This window comes from Xanthomonas bromi (genome assembly GCF_900092025.1).
Lineage (GTDB): Bacteria > Pseudomonadota > Gammaproteobacteria > Xanthomonadales > Xanthomonadaceae > Xanthomonas > Xanthomonas bromi.
Genome location: NZ_FLTX01000011.1, coordinates 50616 through 75907, shown reverse-complemented (window position 1 = coordinate 75907; position 25292 = coordinate 50616). Strand labels below are relative to the sequence as shown.

Sequence of the window (25292 nt, the reverse complement as noted above, 5' to 3'; positions counted from 1 at the left end):
CCATGAACACATCAGGTATCGGCGGATATTTCCGTCAGGGACTGTTTGGGCGTGATTTATTGGCGTCTGTCGTGGTCTTTCTGGTCGCGCTTCCGTTGTGCATGGGAATTGCGATCGCATCCGGCATGCCGCCGGCCGCAGGCCTGATCACCGGCATCATCGGGGGTTTGGTTGTCGGCTTTCTGGCGGGGTCTCCGCTGCAGGTGAGCGGGCCGGCCGCCGGCCTGGCTGTGTTGGTGTTCGAACTGGTGCGTGAGCACGGCGCTGCCGCGCTTGGGCCGGTGATTCTGGTGGCCGGTGCAATTCAGTTGGTGGCCGGTCTGTGCCGCGCAGGTGTGTGGTTCCGGATGACATCGCCGGCCGTGGTGGCCGGCATGCTGTCGGGCATCGGCATCCTGATCGTGGCGTCGCAGGCGCACGTGTTGATGGATGCCGCGCCCAAGGCGCGTGGTCTGGAGAACTTCGCTGCCTTGCCTGCCGTGTTGTGGCAGGCCATCAGCGCAGGCACCGGCCGCACCGCGTTGTTGGTGGGTCTGGCCACGATCGGCATCATCCTGGCGTGGGACAAGCTGCGTCCGCAGCGTCTGCGGTTCTTGCCGGGTGCGTTGATCGCGGTGGTGGTGGTGACGGCGACCGTGCAGCTGCTGGGCTTGAACGTCAACAAGGTCGATGTGCCGACCAACCTGTTCTCTGCGATCAGCATCCCCAGCATTTCCGACATCTTTGGCGTGTTCAATCACGCCTTGCTGGTCTCGGCAGTGACCTTCGCCTTCATCGCCAGCGCGGAAACCTTGCTGTCGGCGGCGGCGGTGGACCGCATGCATCAGGGCGCACGCACCCACTACGACCGTGAACTGGCGGCGCAGGGTGTGGGCAATATGCTGTGCGGCTTCCTGGGTGCATTGCCGATGACCGGCGTGATCGTGCGCAGCGCGGCCAATGTGCAGGCCGGTGCGGCCACGCGTGCATCGACCATCCTGCACGGCAGCTGGTTGCTGGTGTTCGCCATGCTGCTGCCGTGGCTGTTGCGGATGACGCCGGTGGCGTGTCTGGCCGGTATCCTGGTCTACACGGGCGTGAAGATGATCAAGATCGGGCAGGTCAAGGAGCTGGCGACCTACGGTCGTGGAACGGCTGCGATCTACCTGGCCACCACCTTCGCGATCGTGGCGACCGACCTGCTGACCGGTGTGCTGATCGGCTTCGGTCTGTCGTTGTTTCGTCTGGCATTGCATTCCTCGCGTCTGAAGGTCGAGGTGCACGAGCACGCCGAAAAGAAGGACGAGATGCATTTGACACTGCAGGGTTCGGCCACCTTCCTGAAGGTGCCGGCCATGGCGCGTACCCTGGAAAGCGTGCCGCCGAACACTGCGCTGCATCTGGATGTGGCCAAGCTGCATCACGTCGACCATGCCTGCATCGAGTTGTTGCGCGACTGGAGCCGGAATGCAGCTTCGCGCGGCTGCGAGCTGGTGGTGGACTGGAAGGAGCTGGAGCGACGTGTCGAAGGGCGGCGAACAGTGGAGCGTCCGTCGGCCGAGCCACACGTAAAACAGGCAGAAGCTGCGTAAGTCGTTGTAAACGCCTGGCGTTCGCGCCGGGTGGCCCCCGTCGCGACCGGATGATGCATGGCGCCGAAAGACGCATCATCCGGTCGCGATTTTTTTTGGGCGGGGATTGGGGATTGGGGAATCGGGAATCGTAAAAGCTTGCGACCTTGCGGTTGCTGCGTGTGGATCTGAGCTCGCTGTTGCGCCGTTGCTGTGACCCCACCGCTGCATCAAATTTTGGTTTTTGTCTGCCGGTCCGAAGCCGGCTGCGTCTTGTCGCGGTAGCGGCACAGGTCGTGGATCACGCAGCCCGGGCAATCCGGTTTGCGGGCCTTGCAGACGTAGCGGCCGTGCAGGATCAGCCAGTGATGCGCGTCGTGCAGGAACTCGGCCGGAATCACCTTGACCAGCTTGTCTTCGACAGCGCGCACGTCCTTGCCTGGCGCAAGACCGGTGCGGTTGGCCACGCGAAAGATATGCGTATCCACCGCCATGGTCGGTTCGCCGAAGGCGGTGTTGAGCACCACATTCGCGGTCTTGCGGCCAACGCCCGGCAGCGCTTCGAGCGCAACGCGGTCGTGCGGCACTTCGCCGCCGTATTGCTCCAGCAGAATGCGGCAGGTGGCGATGACGTTCTTGGCCTTGGCGTTGAACAGGCCGATGGTGGAGATGTAGCGCTTCAGGCCTTCTTCGCCCAGGTCCAGGATGTCGCGCGGGGTGTTGGCCTCCGGATACAGCTTGCGGGTGGCCTTGTTGACGCCCACATCGGTGGCCTGCGCCGACAGCAACACGGCGATCAGCAATTCGAACGGGGTGGTGTATTCCAGCTCGGTGGTCGGATGTGGATTGAGCTCGCGCAGGCGCTCGAACATCTCCTGTATTTCGGGCTTGCGCATGCTGCTGCCACGACGCGCCGGTGCCATTGCCTGCGGTGTGTTCATGGCTGCGCTCCGCCGGCGGCTTTGGCCTTGGCGCGCGCCAGGATGGCAGCGGCCAGCGGCGGCAATGCCGGCGTTGCCGGTTGGCTGGGTGCCGGGGCGGGCGCCCTGCGCGCGTCGCGTTCTGCGGCGCGGCGTTGCAGGCGCGCGGCGCGCGCGCGATAGCGGTCGCGCGCGGCCCATGCAGCGCGCAAACGCCGTTGCGCGCCTAGCAAGGTGGCGCAGACCTGCGGGCAGTCGACGTCCAGCGCGTCATGCTGCGGGTCGGGCAGATACGCCATCAAGCCAAGTGTCAGCGCACGATCGAGATCGTCGGCTTGCACGCATTCGAACAACTGCAATGGCAACGGACGCGGTGCCGGGGTGGGGTCGAGCGTCATGGCGATGATCAACGGTTGCGGAACTGGGCAGGGCGCTTGTCAAGAAACGCGCGGGTGCCTTCGCGCATGTCGTCAGTGGCGAATAGCAGCGCAAATTGGGCGGTTTCCAGCTGTAGACCTTCTTCGATGGCGCATTCGCCGCCGAACACCACCGCATCCAGAATACCGCGCAGGGCCAGTGGCGCGGCGGCCGCGAGACGATGTGCCAGCGCCAGGGTTTCTTCCTGCAAGGCGTCCGCTTCGACCACGCGATTGACCAGTCCAAGCTGCAATGCGCGTGCGGCGTCGATGGGCAGGCCGAGCAGGCACAGTTCCAGCGCGGCGGCGCGCCCGGTCAGGCGCAGCAGGCGCTGCGTACCGCCGAAGCCGGGGATCAGGCCGAGGTTGATTTCCGGTTGCCCCAGGCGCGCGGTTGCCGCGGCGATGCGCAAATGGCAGGCCATTGCCAGCTCCAGGCCGCCGCCAAGCGCAAAGCCATTGATCATCGCGATCACCGGCTTGGGCATGCGCTCGATCCGGCGCATCAGCTGCTGACCCAGTAGCGAGAATTCGCGCCCCTGGATCGCCGACAGACCGCTGATTTCGGCGATATCCGCCCCCGCCACGAACGCTTTGGGGCCGGCGCCGGTGAGAATCACCGCGCGCACATCGTCTGTGGCGGCTGCGTTCTGAAACGCCTGATCCAGAGCCTGCATGGTCTGCTGGTTCAATGCGTTCAGTTTGTCCGGCCGGTTGACCGTAATCGTCCGGACGCTGGCGTGATCGGCGATCAGAATGACGTGATTGGACATGTGAACCCTCGCGAACGTAAAAAAATAGTAAATGCGGAACTTCCGAAAGCCTTGCTGGTCCTAGCTTTCGCGGTAAGTAGCGGTTCGGTATCGTGGCCGTTATCCTAGCGCGTCATCTCAGGCGGCAGACCCGTCCTGTGCCACCACCCTGGAGAATTGTTTGATGAAGTTGCGTTCTATCGCGGTCGCTGTGGCGGCCCTGGCCCTGACGGGCAATGCACTGGCCCAGGACACAACGTCCGAGAAGGGCAAGTTGAGCTACTACTTCGGCTATGACTACGGCAACAACCTTGCCGAGCTCACCGGTCGCGGCGAGCAGCTCGACATCAACTCGGTGGTAAAGGGTCTGCAAGACGCCTATGCCAAGAAGCAGCCGGCGATCACTGCCGACCAGCTGAAGCCGGCGGTTGAAGCGTTCCAGAAGCGCGAGCAGGGCCGTGCCCAGCAGGCCAAGGCCGAGTACGACAAGGCCGCTGCAGCCAACAAGACCAAGAGCGATGCGTTCCTGGCCAAGAACAAGAGCACCGCCGGCGTGCAGACGTTGCCGAGCGGCGTGCAGTACCGCGTGATCGAAGCGGGCAAGGGTGCCAAGCCGACCCAGGCCAGCACGGTGCAGCTGGAAGTAGCAGGTCCGTTCCCGTTCGGCGACCGCGAGAAGGCACGTCCTGCGCAGCAAATCCCGGCGATCAAGGTCAGCGAAGTCGAAATGCAGGCCATGCGCGACACGCTGTTGCAGATGCCGGCCGGCTCGAAGTGGGAAGTGACCCTGCCGCCGGAAAAGGCCTACGGTGCCGATCCGCGGACCCCGTTCCCGCCGAACGTGGCTGTGCAGTTCGAGATCAAGCTGGTCAGCGTCAAGTAATTGCATTCGATGTTGCGACCGCAACGCCGGCCACCAGGCCGGCGTTGTCGTTTGGGTCGACCGATTGCCTGAAGAGAGCGATGAAACGATGCAGCGGCCGCAGGACCCAGCGATGACCGGCAACGATGTCCCACCCGACGCCGATCCCGATTTTGCTGCAGATCGTCTGCCTAGTCCGTGTATCGGTGTATGTTCGCTGGACGCGCAGTCGCATTGTGTCTGCTGTTTGCGCAGCCTGGATGAAATCGCACGCTGGATGAGCATGAGCGACGCCGAACGCCAGAACTATCTGCACACGGTGCTGCCCGCACGCGCGCTGACGGCACGGCTGCCCGAGTACGCGCAGCTGAGGCGAGCGTTGTATCCGCTGGACACCGCGCCGGGCGGGCCGGGCTGGAACCATGCCGAACTGATCGATCTGGCCGATGGCGACGCCTCTTCCGAGGCGGCAGTGCTGTGCGGGTTGGTGCCGCGCGAACAGGGCACCATGGTGTTGCTGACGCGACGCACCGACAGTCTGCGCCATCACGCCGGGCAGGTCAGCTTCCCCGGCGGACGCATGGAGCCGTCCGATGCCGATGCCGCCGCCGCGGCGCTGCGCGAGAGTTGCGAAGAAATCGCGCTGGGTGCGCAGCAGGTGCATGCAATGGGGTATCTGGATCCGTTTCTGACCGTCAGCGGATTCCGGGTGACGCCGGTGGTGGCGGTCATCGACCCGGCATTCGTGGCGGTGCCGCAACCGGAGGAAGTGGCGGACGTCTTCGAAGTGCCGCTGGCTTACCTGATGGACCCGGACAATCTGCGCAGTGTGGAACTGGAATTCCGCGGGCGTCCGCGTCGCGTGCTCGAATACGACTGGCCTGCGCACCGCATCTGGGGCGCCACTGCAGCCATTCTTCTCAATCTTCGTCGTCGCCTGGAGCAGGTTGCATGAGTGCCGATCCGAACTGGACCACGCTGGTCGATGCCGCCACGTTGGCGGCCACGTTGCGGCATCCGCACCTGCGTCTGCTCGATGCGCGCGCCGCGCCACCGACTGCGCCAGACCCGGACGCAGCGCGAAAGGCGTATGCGCAGGGCCATTTGCCCGGCGCGCATTACGCCGATCTCGACCACGACCTGGCAAATCTGTCGCAACCGGCGCAGGGACGGCATCCGCTGCCGCACAGCGCGGCATTCGCCAAACGTCTCGGCGAATGGGGCATCGATCCGCACTGCCAGGTCGTGGTGTACGACGCCGGCGATGGCAGCATGGCGGCCGCACGCGCGTGGTGGATGTTGCGACTGATGGGGCATCGCCGGGTAGCGGTGCTGGACGGCGGACTGGCCGCATGGCGTGCGGCCGGTTTTTCGGAAAGCACCGAGCCACCTGCATTGCACGGCGGCGCCGCCTATCCTGGCAGCTTCGATAGCGCCGCAGTGGTGGACGCCGAGCAGATCGTGGAGCGACTGCAACTGGCGCCGGGCTGGTTGCTGGATGCGCGCGCAGGCGAGCGTTTTCGCGGCGAAGTCGAGCCGATCGACCCGGTGGCCGGGCATGTGCCGGGCGCGGTGAGTCGCCCGCTTGGACTGAGCCTGCGCGATGGTCGTTTCAAGCCGGCCGCCGACTTGCGCGCAGAGTTGTCCGCGCTGCTGGGTGCGTATCGGCCCGAGCAGGTGGTGGTGATGTGCGGATCCGGCGTCACGGCATGCCATGTGTTGCTGGCATTGGAAGTGGCGGGGCTGTCCGGTGCGCGCGTGTACGCCGGTTCCTGGAGCGGCTGGCTGCAAGACGCGTCGCGACCGGTCGCGACCGGCCCCTGATTGCAGGCACAATAGCGGCAGGAACGGTGGCCTGTGGGGACGCAGGTTCGCTGCGCGGAGCGCAGTTTCTTGCAGTGCTGGGTGAGCCATGCGGTTGCAGTTATGGGTTGGCGCGCTGTGCGTCGCGGTGTGGACGCTGGCTGCCTGTTCGGCGGGGTCGACCGCCGATGTCGGCGATGCGTCTGCTGCCGGTCATCGAGATCTGGCGCAGCACGATGTGTATCAGGTCGAGCTGGCGCGCGCGCGCGCGGAGCGATTGACGCAGCTGCGTGCGTCGGACGGGTGGCTGAGCTATACCGGTTCGGGGCGCGTGCGCGCCGGTCAGTATCGTGTGGGCAGCGACCCGCATAGCGATATCGTCTTGCCGGCCGGCCCTGCGCAGCTCGGCCAACTGACGTTGGATGCTGCCGGCCAGGTGCGCTTTCGCGCAGACACCGCCGTGTCGGTGATGCTTGATGGGCAGCGGATCGATGAGGTGCGCCTGCAACCAGAGCGAGCAGGCCATCGCGGCGACCGGCTGGACGTGGATGGCCGGCAGTTCTATCTGGTGCAGACCGGCGCCCTGTACGGATGGCGCTTCCGCGACCCGGCAGCGCCGGCGCTGACGCAGTTCGAGGGGCTGGAATATTTCCCGACAGATCCGCAGTGGCGCATCCAGGCGCAGTGGCAACCCTATGCAACGCCGCGCACGATGACCTTGCTGACGTCGATTGGTACGCCACTCACCGTGCAAGTGCCGGGAGAGGTGGTGTTTTCGCGCAATGCCCACGAATACCGCTTGCAACCGCTGCTGCAGGAGGATGGCCAGGGCCTGTTCTTCCCGTTCGCCGACCGCACCAGTGGCAAGGAAAGTTACGGCGGTGCGCGCTATCTCTATACCGCCTTGCCCCGCGATGGCCGGGTGGTGCTCGATTTCAATCTGGCCGAAAATCCGCCATGCGCACTCACGCCGCATGTGGTCTGCCCGATCGCGCCACCTGACAACCGGCTGGATGTGGCCGTGAATGCAGGCGAGAAAACCTACCGCGTGCCGGAACGCTGAGCGCTGCACAAGTGGACGGTGCGCGACGGAGCAGTTTTTTCACTGGGGAATGCACGCAGTCGACCGCGATGGCGCGCATGTTCGGCGTGTGATGCTGTTTTTCGAAGGAGGATCCGCGCACGCCGAATCGCCTGCAGCAGCTGTCTATGCTGCCCAGTGCGATCAGACGTGGACTGAAAAGTAGCGCGCAGTCATCGGTTGGTGGCTGGCGGCCCGAATAAGCCCACATCCAGGAGGAGGGGTAGATGCCGATCCCGAGCACCGGTCACGTTGGCCTCTTTGCTGCACAGCAGCTCAGTGAGCCGCTTCAGATTCGACGCTGTTCCGGACCACGAGTTTTACACGCGCCCGCGTTGAGCCTTGCCTGAAATGCCGTCTAACGCGGCATATGCGCCCAGCTGACCGCCGCTTCGATGCGCGACCACGGAAATAACGGGCCGGGGTCGAGCTTGCGCTGAATCTTGCGCGATGGATCGTCGCTGGCTGCTTCCTGGGTGGTATCCAGCGCCTGATGGCCGGCGATGCGCCGCACCGAAGGGAGTTGCTGCTGGAGCCATTGCAACAAGGTGATCAGCGCGGCGATCTGCGCTTCTGGATAGGGTTCGGTCATCTCCTGATGACGCGAATCCAGCCAGTGCGGGTAACGGCCACGATTGACCAGTTCGATGCCCAGCGTATGCGGGTTATGCCCGCGCACATGATGCGCAACGCGCTCCAGGGCGACGTACTGCTGGATGCTGCCGTTGCGATCGAGGTAGTAATGCCCGCTGTTGCCGGTGCCGCTGTCGTAGAGCACGCGCTCGCCGTATTCGCGTGCCAACGTCATGTCCGGCAATTCGGTGCAGTGGATGACCACCATGTCGATCTGGGTGAGCGCGCGTTTTGTCAACCGCGATTCGTAGGACAACGGCGCGTAGGTGATCGGCGGCGACGGCAGGACGGCATCGGACATGGAGCGGATGCTAGCATTCGACGATGGCTTTGAATCCCGACAGCCCTCTGGGCAAATTGATGGCGACGCTGCCGCAGACCGGTCAGGTGACCTGGATCGGCGTGCGTCCGGCGCGCGACGTGGCGATGCTGGAGGTGGACGCGGCGCAGGTCATCACCGGCATCGGCTTGGTGGGAGACCGCTACAAGGGTGGCAGCGGCAAGCGTGGCGCGACCCTGATCCAGGCCGAGCATCTGCCGGTGATCGCGGCGCTGGCAGGACACGCGACCATCGCACCGGCGACGCTGCGGCGCAATCTGGTGGTGTCTGGTATTCCGTTGATCGCGCTGAAAGGGCGGCGTTTTCGCATCGGTGAGGTCGAGCTGGAAGGCACCGACCCGTGCGACCCGTGTTCGCGCATGGAAGATGCCCTGGGCGCGGGCGGCTATAACGCCATGCGCGGTCACGGCGGGCTGTGCGCACGCATCCTGCGCGGCGGCGTGTTGCGCATCGGCGATACGGTGCAGGCGCTATGAGTCGCGGGCACTGCATCCTCTCGCATGGCTTCGAAAGCGGCCCGGACGCGTTGAAAGTGACTGCGCTGGCGAATGTGGCCGAGCAGTTCGGCTGGACCCACGAACGCCCCGATTACACCGACCTGGATGCACGCCGCGAGGTGAGCACGCTGGGCGACGTGCAAGGCCGGCTGCAGCGCCTGCTGGAGATCGCGCGTGCGGCGGCCGACAAGGGGCCGTTGGTGTTGGCCGGCTCCAGCCTGGGTTCGTATATCGCCGGGCTGGTGTCGTTGCAGGTGCCTACGCGCGGTCTGTTTCTGATGGTGCCGCCGACCCGAATGGGCCCGATGCCGGCGCTGGACGCCGCACCGGTGCCGATCTCGATCGTGCATGCCTGGCGCGACGAGCTGATTCCGGCCGCCGACGTGATCGCCTGGGCCCAGGCACGGCACGCGCGTTTGCTGTTGGTCGACGACGACCATCGCCTGGGCTCGCATGTCGACGCGTCGGCACGCGCGTTTGCAGAACTATTGCAGAGCCTGTGATGCGGACACTTCCGAGCTTCGGCTGCGCGCGGTGCCACCCATGAACGTGTTGATCCGCGAAGCCACCGAAGGCGATGCCGCCGCCATCGAACTGCTGACGATGGTGGCCTTCATGCGCGCCGAGCACAGCCGGCATGACGAGCAGCAGGTGATTGCCGGCTTGCGTCAGGACGGCGCGCTGGCGTTGTCGCTGGTGGCCGACCACGACGGCTATGTGGTGGGGCATCTGGCCGTATCGCCCGTGGCGCTGTCGGACGATTCGCCCGGCTGGTTCGCGCTTGGTCCGCTGGCCGTGGGCCCAGGCCACCAACGACAAGGGCTGGGCACGCGGCTGGTGCAGGCAGCGCTTGCCACCTTGCGCGAGCGCGGCGCCGCAGGCTGCCTGGCGCTGGGCGAGCCGGCATTCTTCCGGCGGCTGGGCTTTGCGGTCGAACCCGGCCTGGTGTTGCCCGACGTGCCCGCATCGGAACTGCAGGCCCTGGCCTTCGGCGACCGGCTGCTGCCGCTGGCCGATGTGTCTTACCACCCGGCGTTCGGGCTGGGTTGAGCGTGGGCTGCCTGCGCCCGATGTGGTGCGCAAATGTCGCCGCTGGAGCGGCAGGGTAGACTGGCCGCAGGTCACCTTTTGAGGGTTGGTCCAATGCGTCATTGATGCCGCCGTCGTGATGACGGCCTGATCCGCTGCTGATCCGCTTGGATCGGCGCGTGCGCTGGCATGCAATGGAGACCCGTATGACCTGTCCGTCGCTGACGCTGGAAAGCGTTGCGTATGTGCTGCCCGATGGCAGCCCGTTATTTTCCGATCTGACCATCCACATCGACCAGCGCCCCACCGGGCTGGTCGGGCGCAATGGCGTGGGCAAGAGCGTACTTGCGCGCCTGCTGGCCGGTGAGCTGCTGCCCAGTGCCGGACGTTGTGTCCGCAGTGGCGGCGTGCATTACCTGCCACAGCGGGTGAGCGTTGCGCCGGGGCAGCGCATTGCCGAATTGGCCGGTGTTGCGCCGCTGCTGGATGCCTTGGACCGCATCGCCGCCGGCAGCGTTGCGCCCGCCGATTTTGAATGCGTCGGCGAGCGCTGGACCGCGCATGCGCAATTTGCCGCCGAACTCGAACGACAAGGCCTGGGTGGGCGCGATCCGCGTGCACCGGCCGCGCAACTGAGCGGCGGCGAAGCGATGCGTGTGGCGCTCGCCGGTGCGTTTCTGACCCGACCGGACCTGCTGATCCTGGACGAGCCCAGCAATCACCTGGATGGTCCGCAACGCCAGCGGCTGATGGATCAGTTGCTGGCGTGGAGCGGCGGCTTGCTGGTGATCAGCCACGACCGCAGCGTGCTTGACGCGATGTAGCGCACGCTGGAGTTGTCCGCGCAGGGGCTGCGCAGCTACGGCGGCAACTATGCGTTCTATGCGCAGCAGCGCGCCATCGAACAGCAGGCAGCCAGCGATTTGCTGGCCCAGCGCAAACAGGCGCGCGCCCGCGGCGAGCGGGCGCTGCGCGAGCAGCAACAGCGTCAGCAGCAACGCCAGGCACGCGGCGCGCGTGCGGCGGGGCAGGCCAATCAGGCCGCGATCCTGCTGGGCGTGCAGAAGCAACGCAGCGAAGTCAGCGCAGGACGGTTGCAACAGCACTCTCAGGCGAACAGGTGCGGCTGAGCGAAGCAGTGGTGCAGGCTGCAGCGCGGGTGGAGGCCGATCAGGCCATTGCTGTCTTGGCGCCGACATCGCCTGCAGGCACATCGCGGCGTCTGGCCACGCTGCGACAGGTGGAACTGGCAGGCGGGCGGCTGGGCGGGCGACGGGTGGAGCTGCTACTGCAGGGGCAGCCGCGGATCGGCCTGGTCGGCCCCAATGGCAGCGGCAAGTCCGCGTTGCTGCAGTTGCTGGCAGGGCGCTTGCAGCCAAGTGCCGGGCAGTGCGAGGTGTACGTGCCGGTGGCCTATCTGGATCAGGGCCTGGGGCTGCTGGACCCGATGCGCTCGGCCGCTGCGCAGCTGCAGGATGCAGCCCCGGGTGCGCCGGCCCATGCACAGCGGCTGCGGCTGGCGCTGCTGGGGCTGGACCAGAGGCATGCCGACCTGCCCACCGGCCAGCTCAGCGGTGGCCAGCGACTGAAAGCGGCGCTGGCCTGCGCGCTTTACCGGGCGCAGCCGGCACAACTGCTGTTGCTGGACGAGCCGACCAACCACCTGGATCTGGCCTCCGTGGAGGCGATCGAATCGCTGCTGCGCAGCTACCAGGGAGCGCTGATCGTCGCGTCCCACGATGCGGCCTTCCTGCAACGGTTGGGCCTGCAGCAGCGCCTGTAGACCGCGCAGGCGCAGTGGCGGCTGGCGCCGTGGTGAACCGTGCGGTGCGCGCTCCGGCGGTCGGGCTGGTAATGCCGGCCGCGATGGCCGACCATTTGCGGCCTCTCCACGGCGGCCACGGGATTGCCCTCCAGGGCGCCGGCCCGCTGTCCTGTTCCCACGCTCGCCACCACGGCCCGCGTCTTTATCGATACCTGCCTACGTGAAATTCTTCGCATCCTGCGCCAAGGGCCTGGAATACCTGCTTGCCGACGAGCTGCTGACGCTCGGTGCGAGCAAGGCCACCGCCACCATTTCCGGTGTCAACGTCGAAGGCGAGCTGCGCGATGCGCAGCGCGCCGTGCTGTGGTCTCGCCTGGCCAGCCGCGTGCTGTGGCCGCTGACCGAATTCGATTGCCCGGACGAAGACGCGCTGTATGCCGGCGTTGCCGAAGTGCCTTGGGATGAGCATCTGTCGGTAGGACATACGTTGTCGGTGGACGCGCATGTGTCCGGGACCGCGATCACGCACGCGCGCTACGCGGCGCAGCGCATCAAGGACGCCGTGGTCGACACCATGCGCCGGCAGGGGCTGGAACGTCCGTCTGTGGACGTGGACAGCCCGGACCTGCGCTTGAACCTGTCGCTGCGCAAGGGCCGCGCCACCATTTCGGTGGACCTGGGCGGCGGCCCGCTGCATCGCCGCGGCTGGCGCATGGCGCAGAACGAGGCGCCGTTGAAGGAAAACCTGGCCGCGGCGGTGCTGATGCGTGCCGGTTGGCCGCGCGCCTATGCCGATGGCGGCGGGCTGCTGGACCCGATGTGCGGCAGCGGCACGCTGCTGATCGAAGGCGCGCTGATGGCCGCCGATGTCGCGCCCGGCCTGCAGCGCTACGGCAGCGATGTGCCGAGCCGTTGGCGCGGTTTCGACCGCGATGGCTGGCAGCAGCTGGTCAGTGACGCGCGCGAACGCGACAGCGTCGGCCGCGCTGGGCTCAAGCAGGTGATCCACGGCAGCGATATGGACCCGCACGCAATCCGCGCGGCCAAGGAAAATGCGCAAGTGGCGGGCGTGGCCGAAGCGATCTGGTTCGGCGTGCGCGAGGTCGGCGAGTTGCAGACGCCGCCGCAGGCCACCGGCGTGGTGGTGTGCAATCCGCCCTACGACGAGCGCCTGGTGGCCGACGCGGCGCTGTATCGCCGCCTGGGCGATACCTTGCAACGCGTGGTGCCGCAGTGGCGGGCCAGCCTGTTGTGCGGCAACGCCGAGCTGGCTTACGCCACCGGCCTGCGCGCGGGCAAGAAATACCAGCTGTTCAATGGCGCGATCGAATGCGCGTTGATCGTCTGCGACCCGATCGCAGTGCCGCGGCGCACCCCGTTGGCAGCGCCCACCGCGCTCAGCGAAGGCGCGCAGATGGTGGCGAACCGCCTGCGCAAGAATCTGCAGAAATTCAAGAAGTGGCGCGCGCGCGAAGGCATCGAATGCTTCCGCGCCTACGACGCCGACTTGCCGGAATATTCCGCCGCCATCGACGTGTACCAGCAAGCCGATGGCGACCGGCGCATCTTCCTGCATGTGCAGGAATACGCCGCGCCGGCGACGATTCCCGAAGCCGACGTACGTCGCCGTCTCAACGAATTGCTGGCCGCCGCACGCGAGGTCTTCGAAGTGCCGGCCGAGCGCGTTGCGCTGAAGTCGCGCGAACGCGGCAAGGGCGGCAGCAAGTACGGCCGTTTCGAACAGCGCAACGAGATCATCCATGTGCGCGAACACGGCGCGTTGCTGCGCGTGAATCTGTTCGATTACCTGGACACCGGGCTGTTCCTGGACCATCGCCCGCTACGCGGCACCATGGCGCAGCAGTCCAAGGGGCGCCGTTTCCTCAATCTGTTTTGCTACACCGGCGTGGCCAGCGTGGAAGCGGCCGTGGCCGGTGCGGCGTCCACCACCAGCGTGGATCTGTCGGCAACGTACCTGCAGTGGTGCGCCGATAATCTTGCGTTGAACGGGCTGGCCGGCAGCAAGCACACGTTGGTGCACGCCGATGCATTGGCGTGGCTGGAAGCCGAACGCGCGCATTTCGACGTGATTTTCTGCGACCCGCCGACCTTCTCCAACTCTGCGCGCGCAGAAGATTTCGATATCCAGCGCGAGCACGTGCGTCTGTTGCGCGCGGCAGTGGCACGGTTGGCGACCGGTGGCGTGCTGTATTTCTCCAACAACTTCCGTCGCTTCAAGCTGGACGAGGCGCTGGTGGCGGAGTTCGCGCAGTGCGAGGAGATCAGCCCGCGCACCATCGACCCGGATTTCGAGCGGCATGCGCGCATCCACCGAGCCTGGCGGTTGACTGCCTGAGTGCAGGCCGGTTGCGTCCGATGGCGTTGTCTTGGCTCGCGCAGAGGCTAGCAAACGCGGTTGCCAGGACGGCAGGCGCGAAGGCGCAGTAGCGCTTGATCGCGAAGACGCGACCGTTGCCGTGCATGCGACGAGGGTGGGGCATGGCCACAACAAACCCGCAACAAGCCCGGCACAGGGCTGCGGTATGCTGATTCGCATGCTTTGGAGTCGACGATGACCGCACCACCTCGCATCGCTTTTCTTGCCAGCCCCACTGAACCCGCGGTGGCCGCGCGCGCGCTCCTGGTGCAGCGCTATGGCGACCATGCGCTGGACAACGCCGACATCGTCTGCGCGCTGGGCGGCGATGGGTTCATGCTGCAGACCCTGCACCGGCATGGCGCCTCCGACAAGCCGGTGTTCGGCATGAAGCTGGGTTCGGTCGGCTTCCTGATGAACCACTACCGCGACGACGAGGACGATCTGCTGGCGCGCCTGCAACGTGCCGAGCCGGCGTATCTGCGGCCGCTGGAAATGCAGGTGCAGACCGAATCCGGTGCCAGTGCCGGCTCGTTGGCCTACAACGAAGTCTCGCTGCTGCGGCAGACCCGGCAGGCCGCGCATCTGAGCGTGGATCTCAACGGCCAGACCCGCATCGCCGAGCTGATCGGCGATGGGGTGATGGTGGCCACGCCGGCCGGCAGCACGGCGTACAACTATTCGGCGCACGGGCCGATCCTGCCGCTAGGCTCGCATACGCTGGCGCTGACGCCGATTGCGCCGTATCGCCCGCGGCGCTGGCGCGGGGCCATTCTCAAGGCCGATACCGAAGTGCGCTTCCGCGTGCTGGATCCCTACAAGCGCCCGGTGAGCGTCACTGCCGACTCGCACGAAATCCGCGATGTGGTCGAAGTGACTATCCGCGAATCCACGCAACGCCAGGTCACGTTGTTGTTCGATCCCGAACATAACCTGGAAGAACGCATCTTCAGCGAGCAGTTTGCGGTGTGAGGGCGGGGATTGGGCGTTGGAGATTCGGGATTGGCAACGGTAGAAGCGCGCGACGCCGTCCGCTTGCGATCGCATTGGCACGTTACGATGCGGCGCACGTCATACAACGCCTGATCTCATCGTCCCGATCGCTGCTCCAAACCACTCCCCACTCCCCAATCCCGGCCTCTCCAATGCCCGACAACTCCCCAAGATTATTGACCGTCGCGGTGACCTCGCGCGCCCTGTTCGATCTTGAAGAAGGCCATGCGTTGTTCGAGGCCGATGGGGTGGAGGCGTATTCGGCGTTCCAGCGCGAGCATGAGGACGACGTCCTGCAGCCCGGCGTGGCGTTTCCGGTGGTGCGCAAGCTGCTGGCGCTCAATCACGATGTGCCTGAAGACGCGCCGCGTGTGGAAGTGATCCTGCTGTCGCGCAATTCCGCCGATACCGGTCTGCGCATCTTCAACTCGATCCAGCATTACAACCTGGGCATCGTGCGTGCCACGTTCACCTCGGGCGAGCCGACCTGGCCGTATGTGAAACCATTCGGTACCGATCTGTTTCTGTCGGCCAATCCGGAATCCGTGCGCCGCGCACTGAGCCATGGCATTGCCGCAGCGACCATCATGCCGCGCGCGCCCGGTGAACGCGCGGAGGCCGCCGCGGCCATCGTGGACAACGACGAAACCCGTTTGTCCACACAGTTGCGTATCGCCTTCGACGGCGACGCGGTGATCTTCGGCGACGAGAGCGAACGCATCTCGCGCGAGCAGGGCGTGGAAGCCTTCGGGCGTCACGAGCGCGAACGCGCGCGCGAGCCGTTGTCGGTGGGGCCGTTCCGCAATTTTCTGTCCGCGCTGCACACCTTGCAGGCGGCATTTCCGCCCGGCGAGGCCTCGCCGATCCGTACCGCGCTGGTCACTGCGCGCTCGGCACCGGCGCACGAGCGGGTGATCCGCACCTTGCGCGAGTGGGGTGTGCGTCTGGACGAGGCGCTGTTTCTTGGCGGGCGCCATAAGGGGCCGTTTCTGGAAGCGTTTGGCGCGGATATCTTCTTCGACGATTCGCAGCACAACATCGACAGTGCGCGCCAACATCAGCACGTTGCCGCCGGCCATGTGCCGCACGGCGTGGCCAACGATCCGCCACCGACGTGAGCGACACGCCGCGCACGCCGGGACACGCCATGCTGCGTCTGAACTGGCGGACGCGGGAACTGTGGTTCGTTGCGGATACCGTGCAGACACGGATGTCGCGCTGGGCGCCGCATCGGTTGGTGTTGCCATACACGCGCACCATGTTGGCCGCGCTGTGGTTGCAGCCGTGCCCGCAGCGTATCGGCATCATTGGTTTTGGCGGCGGTGCGCAGACCAGGTTTTGCCACCGTTATCTGCGTAACACCCGCATCGAAGCGGTGGACGCCGATGCGCAGGTGCTGGCGTTGCGCGATGCATTCGGTGTGCCGCCGGACGATGCGCGGCTGGAGGTCACCCACGGCGACGGCGCGGACTGGGTCACCTCACGCGCAGGACGCTACGACCTTCTGCTCCTGGATGCCTACGACGCCGATGGCATTCCAGCGGCGCTGCGGACGCCCGCGTTCTACGCCGATTGTCGCGCTGCGCTGACCCCGGACGGGGTGCTGGCATTCAATCTCTTTCAGGTGCCGCTGGCCGAGCCGTTGGCGCACCTGCGTGGGCTGTTCGACGGCCTGGTCCTGGTCTTGCCGGAGGAGGATCCGCGCAATCAGGTGGCGTTCGCCTGGAGCGGTAGACGCACACCGGGGTCGCCGGACGATGCACTGGCTGGGCTGGCATGGTCGGCACGCCGGCAGTTGCGACCGGCGATGCTGCGGCTGCAAGCGGCGTGGATGGAACGCGCCTGGCGGTTTTCCTGAGCCGGTGTCGTGTGCGTCGTTGAGTCGCGTGGGCCTCGAACAGGCGCAGCGCTCCCAAGCCGCTGATGGATGCGCAATCATTCGAGCACGGTGGATTGGGAATGCAGGCTGCATCGCTCTGGATGTCATTGCGATGTGTCGCGGTACATGCCGGCTGGAAGTGCGCCGAAGCGCGTCTTGTCAGCCGCGCCGGAACCTAGTAATTCCCGATCGACGGCGCTGCGATTCGTCACACACGCGTCGCGGCAAGTCGCTAGCGTGCCCGCACAGCCTGCGTGTCTGCCAACGGCAGGCGGATATCGGTCAGCCGCCAGCGCAAGCCTTGTCGGCTCAGCACGAACACCACCGGCGCGCCGGTGGCGGTATGCGTGGTGGCGGTAAAGCGGCGGGTGGATTCGAAGCGCTGTTCGGCGCCTTGCAGCGGCCGCGCGGGCGCCGGCGCGGCGTAGGTATCGGCGCTGACGGTGTCGCCGGTGACGCGGTTCCAGACGCTGTGGCCTTGCAGCAGCGCGCCGATGCCGAGCGGCGTCACCAAGCTGTCCACGCCGACGCCGCCAAGGCCACTGGCAAGCTGTAAGGCGAAGCCACCGAGCAGACTCGATTGCAGGCTGCTGCCCGCCTGGCGGACCAGATAATCGTCCAGCTGTGCCTTGAGGTTGACGCGCAGGCTGGGGAAATCCACGTGCCTCTCCAGCTGCCCGGAATCGCGATCGGCCACCGCCTGGCTGATGCCGCGGATGGCCAGGTACGGCCCGGCAACGACATACCCGGCCAACAGCACGATTGCCAGCACCGGCAGCAGCAACCAACGCTTTTTCATCGTGCGCACTCCATGGCTGTTGGCGGCGGAAGATGCGGCGCGACACCGGCGTGCGTGACCGGCGCAGTGCTGCACGCGACGCGCAACAGCTGCGTCATCAGAATTCCAGATCCAGCGCCGCGCACAGGTAATCCACGAATGGGGCGAGAATCACCAGGTCCGCCTCGATGGTCTGACGCAGCCGCGGCCCGGTCATGATGCTGTCGTCCAGATGACGCAGATACGCCCAGTTGCGATGCTTGAGATCGTCGATGAACTCGAAATCGTTCGGGAATCCACGCGGCGCACGCACCAGTTTTTCGCTGTCGTCCAGGGTGAATTTGCGCAGCAGTTTCGGGTTGTGCGCGGCGGCTTTCCAGCTGCCGGGGTTGTCGAAAATGAACTGGCGGAGCTTGCGTTGCGTGTCCGGCTCCGGATGCCACAAACCCGCACCGACAAAACTTTCGCCTGGCTGCAGGTGGATATAAAACGATGGCGCCGGCATCTGGCGGCGGCGCTCATGAAACAGGCGCGCCCCCTGCCAGTTCTTGTACGGCGATTTGTCGTTGGAAAACCGCGCATCGCGATAGATGCGGAACAGCGAGCCGCCCTGGGTCTTGGGATCGGCGCGATAGTGTTCGCTGACCTGCGCCAGCGCCGGCTGTAGATCGGTAATCAGCTGCAGAAACGGCTGGCGCACATGCGCCTCGTACTGATGCCGATGGTCGTTGAACCAGGTCTTGTCGTTGTGGCGGGCCAGGGCGCGCAGGAACTTGAAACTTGCATCGGTAAAATAGGTGGTCATAGCGTGCGTTGGAGGTCCAAACCCCAGGCGGCGAGCTGGTCGAGTAGGGCTTGTTTGGTAGCATCGTCCGGGTGAGCAAGCCGTAAATCCGCGATCTGCGCGTGGTAGTGCTCCAGGGTGACTTCGCCCAGGCCGCGATCTTCGAGCAGGCGCTGGCGGCGATATACGTTCCAGCGCTCCTGTTCCTCGAACGACAGTGTTTGCGGCCAGTTGCGTGCGCGGTAGCGAAACAGCAGCTCGATCAGGCGCGGATCCCGGAAGCGTGCTTCCAGCGCGCCCAGTTCGGACGGCGCGCTGGCGCGTACCTGGGCGAGCAGACGCTTGTCGCCTTCCGCCAGGAATCCATCGTAGAGCGAGGCATCGGCATCGTTGGTCGCTGCCGCCGCATCACGCTCGCCGGCGTAGACCTGGCGCACCTTTTCGGCGAGCTCAGGACCCAATTCGCGCAACCGTGCCGCCTTGGCCAGTACCGCGTCGTGGTCCACGCCCAGGCGCTGAAAATCCGCAGCACGCAGATGCTGCCAGGCCACCAGCGCGGGCGACTTGTTCAGATGAACCTCTTTCAGTGGAATGCGCTGCTCGCCTTCTGGGAGATCGGCGGCGCGGATATACAGCCGGTCGGCGATCTCGTCCGGGCTCAGCCGCAACAGCACTTCCGGATCGCCTTCCAGATCGAACACGATCACGCGGCTATCGATGCGCGGATGGCGCGTCAGCGGCAGCACCGCCGCGGCGCACAAGCGCGAGGCGGGATAACGCTGCGAGATATGCAGCACCGGCTGCATCGCGATGACATCCAGCAACGTGGCGGCAAAGCGCTTGTCGCGCAGGCGCAGCGCGTAATCCCATAGTTTGGGCTGATGCTGCCGAAATTTGCGTGCCATGCCGATGGTGGCGTACACGTCCGACAGCGCTTCGTGCGCATCGCCTTCGCGCACATCGTTGGCATTGGCCAGATGTTCCAGCTTGAACGAGGTGGCACCGTCTTCGCGCTGCGGCCAGACGATGCCGTCCGGGCGCAGTGCATGCACCAGCCGCAACACATCCAGCAGGTCCCAGCGCGAATTGCCGCCGCGCCACTCGCGCTCGTAGGGGTCGTAGAAATTGCGGAACAGGCCGCAACGGATGAATTCGTCGTCGAAGCGGATCGAGTTGTAGCCCAGCGTGCAGGTCTGCGGGCGGCTCATCTGCTCGGCGATGCGCGCGAACGCCTCGGCCTCGGTGAGGCCTTCGCGCAGCGCGTGCTGCGGCGTGATGCCGGTGACCATGGTGGCGTAGGGCGAGGGCAGCAGGTCATCGGCCGGTTGCACGAAGAAGCTGATCGGCTCTTCGATCACGCGCAGCTGCGCGTCGGTCCGCACCGCGGCGAACTGCGCGATACGGGTGCGGCGCGGGTCCTGGCCGAAGGTTTCCAGGTCGTAGAAAAGAAAGCTTTCAGGCATGCGGGTACTGGATCCAGGTCCGTAGCGCACGGCGTATGCGCTGCCGGTGCCCGCTAGTATCTCTCATCGCAGCACCGGCTCGCTGAGGCGTGGTTATGTGCTGGGTCAGGCGCCTACTGTGCAGGCTGCGTGCGGGATGTGCTGGCGAGCGCAGCGCGAGCGTTTGCGCGCAGTGCGCAGACGCTGGAATGACCTTGGAGCGGCGACTCCACCGTGGTGAGCCGCCGTCGGGTGGATGTGGACGGCGCGCTCTGGACCGGAGGGTCCGAATGGTCCTGAGCACACTCAGCACCGGCGGTGCCTGACTGGCGGTGAGTGCAGATCGTTTGTCAGCCGTTCTTAGTGCGCGCCTTCCAGTGGCCCCAGACGTGCGTGTACCACCGCTTCCAACGCGGCCCAATCGATACGCGACAGGTCGGTATGCCCGCGTGTGGCCTCGACCAGAATCTCGCGCTGGATATCGCTGCGCGCCAGCGCAATCGAATAGCGCGTGCGCAGGAAGGTCACCATTGTGTAGTGCGGCACGAAGCGGGTGGGCCAGCGCGCCTGCAGTTGCTGTTCGAGTTCGCGCTGCAGCAGGAAGTCGGCGTCGCCCACGCGGTCGCGCATTTCCAGGTAGTTCTCCAGCGCCATCTGCTGGATCGCCGCTGCATCGTCGCGGCGTGCGGCCTCGAACGCGGCGAACGCGCTGGCCAGGTCGCCGTGGGCATCCAGTTGCTCTGCCAGCGCCACGCAATCTTCGAACGCGCAATTCATGCCCTGGCCGTGGAAGGGCACCATTGCGTGTGCGGCGTCGCCGATCAATAACGCGCGGCCATCCAGATGCCAGCGGTCCAGGGTCAGGGTGCCGAGCAGCCCAGGCGGATGCTCTTCCCAATGTTCCTTGAGTTGCGGAATCAGCGGCAACGCATCCGGGAAATCGCGGGCGAACAAGGCGAATGCTTCATCGCCGGTACGCGTGGTGGCGAAGCTCGGCTCGCCGGCGTTAGGCAAAAATAGGGTGACGGTGAACGTGCCGCCATCGTTGGGCAGCGCGATGCACATGTAGCGCCCGCGCGGCCAGATATGGAGGGCGTTGCCTTCGATGCGGAACCCGCCGCCGGGCAATGGCGGAATTTCCAGTTCCTTGTATGAGTGATCCAGGAATTCGGTGCGTTCGCCCAGCGGCGATTTGCGCTGCATCGCCGCGCGCAGCGCCGAGCCGGCACCATCGCTGCCGATCAGACTCTGGAAGTGAATTTCGTGCGGCTGGTCGTCACGGTCGTCGATGAAGCGCGCATAGCCGGCGTCGAAGTCCACCGTATGCAGGCGGCGGTAGAACTGCACCTGTGCGCCGGCCTGTTCGGCCAGATCGAGCAGCGCGACATTCAAGGCGGCGCGGTGGATCGACCAGATCACCTCGCTGTCGTCGCGCCCGTAGCGTTGCAGCTGGGGTTCGCCAACCAGCGGGTGCACCATGCGCCCGCGCATCATCACCGCCTTGGTCATCACCGCGTCTTCGGCGCCGGCCTGGCGCAGCGCATGCCGGCCGCGTTCGGCCAGCGCCAGATTGATCGAACGGCCGGACTCGTAGCCCTTGATGCGTGGGTCCCCACGCCGTTCGTACACGGTGATCTGCCAACCGCGACGCGACAGCAGGATGGCCAGCAGGCAACCGGCCAGACCGGCGCCGATCAAGGTCAGGGAACGCGGAGAAACTGGGCTCAATGCAATGTCCGGCAGCAGCCGGACACAGCGCCGGCGAAAGGGGGAAGACAGCGACTGGCAACGACGGCCGCCCTCGCATCAGCGCTGAGAGGGCTCGGAGTGTACGTGGACACGTGGCGATTCCGCGCATCTAAGGCGTGGTCTGGTGGCAATGCAGTCAGCCTGCCGCTTTTCAGGTGGCCGCCCAGGCTTCCACCTGTTCCACAAAGGTGTGCAGATCGCTGAAGCGGTTGTATAGCGGCACCGGGGCAATGCGGATGACGTCCGGTTCGCGCCAGTCGCCGAGCACGCCGGCTGCGTGCAGATGCTCGAACAGCGAGCGCCCCTGCGCGCGTCCGCCAGCCACCCGCAACGACAGCTGGCAACCGCGTCGTGCCGGTTCGGCCGGGGTGACGATCTGCAGCAGCTGCGGCACGCGCGTGTGGATCAGCTGCTCCAGATGCCCGGTGAGGTGTTCGGACTTGGTGCGTAACGCGGCCATCCCTGCTTCATCGAACAACGCCAGCGATGCGCGTAGCGGTGCCAGCGCAAGCACCGGTGGGTTGCTCAGCTGCCAGCCTTCGGCGCCAGGCGAAGCCACGAACTGCGGGTCCATGCGGAAGCGGGTCTGCTGCTCATGTCCCCACCAGCCGGCCATGCGCGGCAGATCGCTGTTGGCATGCCGCGCGTGCACGAAGCAACCGCCCACCGCGCCGGGGCCGGCGTTGAGATATTTGTAGTGGCACCACACCGCGAAATCCACGCCGTCGTCGTGCAGGGTCAGCGGGAGATTGCCCACCGCATGCGCCAGGTCGAAGCCCACCATAGCGCCCTGCGCGTGCGCCAGCCGCACGATCTCGGCCAGGTCGAAGGCCTGGCCGGTGCGGTACTGGATGCCCGGCCACAGCACCAACGCCAGGCGCGGGCCGTGCTGCGCGATGGCATCGGCAATGGCCGCCATCGACATCGTGCCATTGGGCTCATCGGCCTCAACTTCGATCAACTGCGTGGCCGGATCCAGCCCGTGCAGGCGTAACTGCGATTCCACCGCATGACGGTCGGACGGAAATGCGCCGGCTTCGATGAGGATCGCGCCGCGCTCTGCGGTTGGGCGGTAGAAGCTCGCCATCATCAGATGCAGATTGACGCTGAGGGTGTTCATCGCCACCACTTCGCCTGGCTGCGCACCGACCACGCGTGCCAGCCCGGCGCGCACCAGCTGGTGGTAGGTCAGCCATTGGGTCGGGCCGGTGAAGTGACCTTCCACTGCCAGCGCGCCCCATTGATCCAGCACCTCGTCCACCATCGCGCGCGCCGCACGTGGCTGCAGGCCGAGCGAATGGCCGACGAAATAGGTCTGGTCGTCATCGCCATGCCGAGGGAACACGAAGGCATCGCGCAGGTTGCGGAGCGGGTCGGCCGCATCCAGTGCAGCAGCATGGGCGCGGGATAGCAGGTCGGTCATCGTCGGACTCGCAACATGGATCAGGGCGGCAGTTTACCTGCCGGCACCGTGCGCGCCGTGATGCACGGCTGGCGTGTCGGCCGAGGCCGGTCGGGCAGGGCGCAACACGTGCGTGAGCGTGCCGATGCTGTCGGTGATGCGGTCGATGGTGTCGGCCAGCGCGGCAGTCGTTGGCGAACTGTCGGGCAGGGCGGCCAGCGCATCGGACAGCTGCCGCTCGGCATTGCGCAAGGTGGCCGCGGCAGGGACGCCGCCGCTGCGCAGGGAGTCGATCACCGCGGACAGCGCGTCGTCGGCCTGCTGCGCGAAGGCGGGCAACGCCGTGAGTGTGGGGAGCGGGTGACCATCGCGCAGCACCGCTTCCAGCGCCAAGGTGGCGCGGATCAGGCGGTTGCCATTGGCCAGCAGCGACTCGGCCAGTTTGAGCTCCTGCAGGTTGCGCCGGCTGCGCGGTTCGCCACGCAAACGCTCGATCGACGCCTGCGCATTGGTACGTGCAACGCGTGCGGCTGCACGGGTGTCGCTCAGGCTATCCATCTGGCCGAGCAACAGATGGCACAGATGGTCGCGGTAGGCGCTGAGCAATTGCGCCAGCGAGGCGCGAATCTGGCGACGTTCGCGGGTGGGCCATAGCGCGTAGGCGATCAGCGCCAGTGCGCTGCCGGCCACGGTGGCCTGCAGGCGTGCGCCGACCGCTTCACCAGGCGACACGCCTTCGAACGACAACAACAGCACCAGCATGCCGGTCAGAAAGGCCACGCCGATGCCGTAGTTCACCTGCGTCAGCAAACGAAACCCGAGGCAAAACAGCGCAAGCAAGACCATGCGGATGCTGGCGCCGTCCATGGCCAGATGCGCAAGCAAGGTGGCCAGCAACAGTCCGACGAAGGTGCCGGCCACGCGTAACGCGCCAAAGCTGAAGGTGCCGCCGAAATCCGGCTTGAGCACGATGGCGGTGGTCATCGGAATCCAGAAACCGTGCGGAATCTGTTGCCAGCGCTGGAAGGCGATGGCCAATGCCAGGCACACGCCGCAACGCAAGGCATGCCGGAAGGCCACCGACGACAGGTCCAGATTCGCCCGCAAGGTGGCCCAGGTCGCGGCAGGGCGCAGCGCTGCCGGCAGGCGCGTTTCGGCCAGTTGCGCCTGGATTTCGCCGCGGCTGCTGGCCCAGTGCGCATTACGCACCAGCGCACGCAGCTGGCCGCCCAGGCCTTGCGCGCGGGCCACTGCGGCGCGCACCAGCCGACGCTCGCGGGTGTCGGCGTTGTCGTGCTGAAACTGTGCCAATGCCCCGACCAGATCGTCGAAGCCGGTCATCGAGGCGTTGGCTGCCACCGGGTCTTCGCCCACGGTCATCGCGTGCGCAAGCTGTTCCAGCACGATGGCGCTGCGTTCGAGCACGCGTTCGATCGCCGGATGCGCCTGCGAGTCGGTCAGGCGCGTATCGGCATCGGCCAGCGACAGCAGCTCCAGCCGCACGCGGTCGCACAACTCGGCGATGATGCGAAAGCTCTGTACCGCAATCGCGCGCGAGCGATGTTCGCCATGCAGCATCACCATCGCATCCAGCACTTCCTGCGTTCCCGGCGGTGCCGCGCTGGCTTCCGGGCGTTGCCGCGCGATGCGGGCCAGCTGGCGCATCAATTCCGCCAATGCGAAGCGCTCGGGGCGATAGCGCTGCAGCGGCCAGGCCGCCAGCGCCAGCACCACCTGCAGCAGTCCGCCGGCGAAGATCAACGCCGCCACGCCGGGCGCCTGGTCGACCGGCAGCCGCATATCGGCGCTGACCACCAGCAGGATCATGCTGGTCAGGCCGACCCGCGCTGCCACCGGCCCGAGCGCCACCAGCAAGCCGCCGCCCAGGCCGAGCAGCAGCCCGGCCAGCATCAGTGCCGGCGTGCTGTGGCCGACCCAGATGCCGAGCAATGCGGCCAGGCCGGCCGCCAGCGCTGCCATCAGCATGCGTTGCAGGCGCGCGCGATACGGCCCCGGCTGGTCGGAAAACAGGGTGTTGAGCGCACCAGTGCACAGCGCCAGGCCCGCGGCGACATGTCCGGTCGCCACGCCGATCGCCAGCGGCAAGACCACTGCAGCGGTGTTGCGCAGCGCGACGCGCAAGGGCACATCGCGTGGTTTGAGGTCGATCAGTGCGCGCAGCATGGTGCGCGCTCGCTTGGGTTCGTCCGGCGTGTGCGCCCGATGCCCGGGCACCCGTG

The 25292-nt window shown here is 66.2% G+C and carries 23 protein-coding genes and 1 pseudogene; 14 read left to right on the top strand and 10 right to left on the bottom strand.

Annotation, left to right across the window (positions count from 1 at the left end; all coding sequences use genetic code 11):
- Positions 1-2 precede the first annotated feature (2 nt).
- Positions 3-1571, top strand: coding sequence for a SulP family inorganic anion transporter (locus XBLMG947_RS04495; RefSeq protein ID WP_065466579.1), 1569 nt, complete (start codon positions 3-5; stop codon positions 1569-1571).
- Positions 1572-1780: 209 nt separating this feature from the next.
- On the opposite strand, the gene nth is transcribed toward XBLMG947_RS04495, so the two are convergent.
- From nth to XBLMG947_RS04480, 3 genes are read right to left on the bottom strand one after another with little or no spacing between them, the layout of a single operon-like run.
- Positions 1781-2491: an endonuclease III gene (gene nth, locus XBLMG947_RS04490; RefSeq protein ID WP_065466578.1), complete on the bottom strand. Its 711-nt coding sequence runs from the start codon at positions 2489-2491 to the stop codon at positions 1781-1783.
- Positions 2488-2868: a hypothetical protein gene (locus XBLMG947_RS04485; RefSeq protein WP_065466647.1), complete on the bottom strand. Its 381-nt coding sequence runs from the start codon at positions 2866-2868 to the stop codon at positions 2488-2490. Before XBLMG947_RS04485 ends, nth begins: the two co-directional genes overlap by 4 nt.
- A gap of 8 nt (positions 2869-2876) precedes the next feature.
- Positions 2877-3659, bottom strand: a complete 783-nt coding sequence (locus XBLMG947_RS04480) for an enoyl-CoA hydratase/isomerase family protein (RefSeq protein WP_065466577.1) — start codon at positions 3657-3659, stop codon at positions 2877-2879.
- 163 nt (positions 3660-3822) lie between these two features.
- Between XBLMG947_RS04480 and XBLMG947_RS04475 the strand changes: the two genes are divergently transcribed.
- The 4 genes from XBLMG947_RS04475 (at position 3823) to XBLMG947_RS04460 (ending at position 7366) form a co-directional block, all read left to right on the top strand.
- Positions 3823-4521, top strand: coding sequence for an FKBP-type peptidyl-prolyl cis-trans isomerase N-terminal domain-containing protein (locus XBLMG947_RS04475; protein WP_004429231.1), 699 nt, complete (start codon positions 3823-3825; stop codon positions 4519-4521).
- 112 nt (positions 4522-4633) lie between these two features.
- Complete coding sequence (locus XBLMG947_RS04470; RefSeq protein ID WP_065466646.1) at positions 4634-5455, top strand: CoA pyrophosphatase; 822 nt, start codon at positions 4634-4636, stop codon at positions 5453-5455.
- A complete protein-coding gene (locus XBLMG947_RS04465) occupies positions 5452-6324 on the top strand; it encodes a sulfurtransferase (protein WP_065466576.1) in 873 nt (290 codons plus the stop codon). Before XBLMG947_RS04470 ends, XBLMG947_RS04465 begins: the two co-directional genes overlap by 4 nt.
- 88 nt (positions 6325-6412) lie before the next feature.
- Positions 6413-7366 (top strand): DUF1684 domain-containing protein, encoded by a 954-nt coding sequence (locus tag XBLMG947_RS04460; protein WP_065466575.1) that lies wholly within the window; start codon positions 6413-6415, stop codon positions 7364-7366.
- A 376-nt stretch (positions 7367-7742) separates the two neighbouring features.
- Here the strand turns inward: XBLMG947_RS04460 and XBLMG947_RS04455 are convergent, their stop codons facing one another.
- Positions 7743-8318 (bottom strand): N-acetylmuramoyl-L-alanine amidase, encoded by a 576-nt coding sequence (locus tag XBLMG947_RS04455; RefSeq protein WP_065466574.1) that lies wholly within the window; start codon positions 8316-8318, stop codon positions 7743-7745.
- A 23-nt stretch (positions 8319-8341) separates the two neighbouring features.
- Between XBLMG947_RS04455 and XBLMG947_RS04450 the strand changes: the two genes are divergently transcribed.
- The 9 genes and pseudogenes from XBLMG947_RS04450 (at position 8342) to XBLMG947_RS04415 (ending at position 16876) form a co-directional block, all read left to right on the top strand.
- The gene (locus tag XBLMG947_RS04450) at positions 8342-8833 is read left to right on the top strand and encodes an MOSC domain-containing protein (protein ID WP_065466573.1); all 492 of its coding nucleotides are present in this window, start codon (positions 8342-8344) and stop codon (positions 8831-8833) included.
- Positions 8830-9357, top strand: coding sequence for an alpha/beta hydrolase (locus XBLMG947_RS04445; protein ID WP_065466572.1), 528 nt, complete (start codon positions 8830-8832; stop codon positions 9355-9357). The genes XBLMG947_RS04450 and XBLMG947_RS04445 overlap by 4 nt, the downstream gene beginning before the upstream one ends.
- Positions 9358-9397: 40 nt before the next feature.
- Entirely contained in the window at positions 9398-9904 is a 507-nt protein-coding gene (locus XBLMG947_RS04440; RefSeq protein ID WP_065466571.1) for a GNAT family N-acetyltransferase, read from the top strand.
- A gap of 185 nt (positions 9905-10089) precedes the next feature.
- Positions 10090-11666 (top strand): annotated as a pseudogene (locus XBLMG947_RS22455) (ABC-F family ATP-binding cassette domain-containing protein).
- Positions 11667-11680: 14 nt separating this feature from the next.
- Positions 11681-11872 carry a hypothetical protein gene (locus tag XBLMG947_RS21080; RefSeq protein ID WP_083992852.1) on the top strand — a complete coding sequence of 64 codons (192 nt, stop codon included), beginning with the start codon at positions 11681-11683 and terminating at the stop codon, positions 11870-11872.
- Positions 11869-14004, top strand: a complete 2136-nt coding sequence (gene rlmKL, locus XBLMG947_RS04430) for a bifunctional 23S rRNA (guanine(2069)-N(7))-methyltransferase RlmK/23S rRNA (guanine(2445)-N(2))-methyltransferase RlmL (RefSeq protein WP_065466570.1) — start codon at positions 11869-11871, stop codon at positions 14002-14004. The genes XBLMG947_RS21080 and rlmKL overlap by 4 nt, the downstream gene beginning before the upstream one ends.
- Before the next feature lie 216 nt (positions 14005-14220).
- Entirely contained in the window at positions 14221-14997 is a 777-nt protein-coding gene (locus tag XBLMG947_RS04425) for an NAD kinase (protein WP_065466569.1), read from the top strand.
- Between the two features lie 173 nt (positions 14998-15170).
- Positions 15171-16136, top strand: coding sequence for a 5'-nucleotidase (locus XBLMG947_RS04420; RefSeq protein WP_065466568.1), 966 nt, complete (start codon positions 15171-15173; stop codon positions 16134-16136).
- Positions 16133-16876: a spermine/spermidine synthase domain-containing protein gene (locus XBLMG947_RS04415; RefSeq protein ID WP_065466567.1), complete on the top strand. Its 744-nt coding sequence runs from the start codon at positions 16133-16135 to the stop codon at positions 16874-16876. The genes XBLMG947_RS04420 and XBLMG947_RS04415 overlap by 4 nt, the downstream gene beginning before the upstream one ends.
- Positions 16877-17129: 253 nt before the next feature.
- Here XBLMG947_RS04415 and XBLMG947_RS04410 read toward each other — a convergent pair whose 3' ends face one another.
- The 6 genes from XBLMG947_RS04410 to XBLMG947_RS04385 all read right to left on the bottom strand — a co-directional run bounded on the left by XBLMG947_RS04410 (position 17130) and on the right by XBLMG947_RS04385 (position 25236).
- Positions 17130-17696, bottom strand: coding sequence for a DUF2939 domain-containing protein (locus tag XBLMG947_RS04410; protein WP_065466566.1), 567 nt, complete (start codon positions 17694-17696; stop codon positions 17130-17132).
- Positions 17697-17793: 97 nt separating this feature from the next.
- Positions 17794-18480: a DUF2461 domain-containing protein gene (locus tag XBLMG947_RS04405; RefSeq protein ID WP_065466565.1), complete on the bottom strand. Its 687-nt coding sequence runs from the start codon at positions 18478-18480 to the stop codon at positions 17794-17796.
- Positions 18477-19922: an exodeoxyribonuclease I gene (sbcB, locus tag XBLMG947_RS04400; protein ID WP_065466564.1), complete on the bottom strand. Its 1446-nt coding sequence runs from the start codon at positions 19920-19922 to the stop codon at positions 18477-18479. Before sbcB ends, XBLMG947_RS04405 begins: the two co-directional genes overlap by 4 nt.
- A 339-nt stretch (positions 19923-20261) precedes the next feature.
- Positions 20262-21629 (bottom strand): FAD-dependent oxidoreductase, encoded by a 1368-nt coding sequence (locus XBLMG947_RS04395; RefSeq protein WP_065466563.1) that lies wholly within the window; start codon positions 21627-21629, stop codon positions 20262-20264.
- 172 nt (positions 21630-21801) lie between these two features.
- On the bottom strand, positions 21802-23073 hold the full coding sequence (kynU, locus tag XBLMG947_RS04390) for a kynureninase (RefSeq protein WP_065466562.1): 1272 nt from the start codon (positions 23071-23073) through the stop codon (positions 21802-21804).
- Positions 23074-23106: 33 nt separating this feature from the next.
- A complete protein-coding gene (locus tag XBLMG947_RS04385; RefSeq protein WP_065466561.1) occupies positions 23107-25236 on the bottom strand; it encodes an FUSC family protein in 2130 nt (709 codons plus the stop codon).
- Positions 25237-25292: the final 56 nt, after the last annotated feature.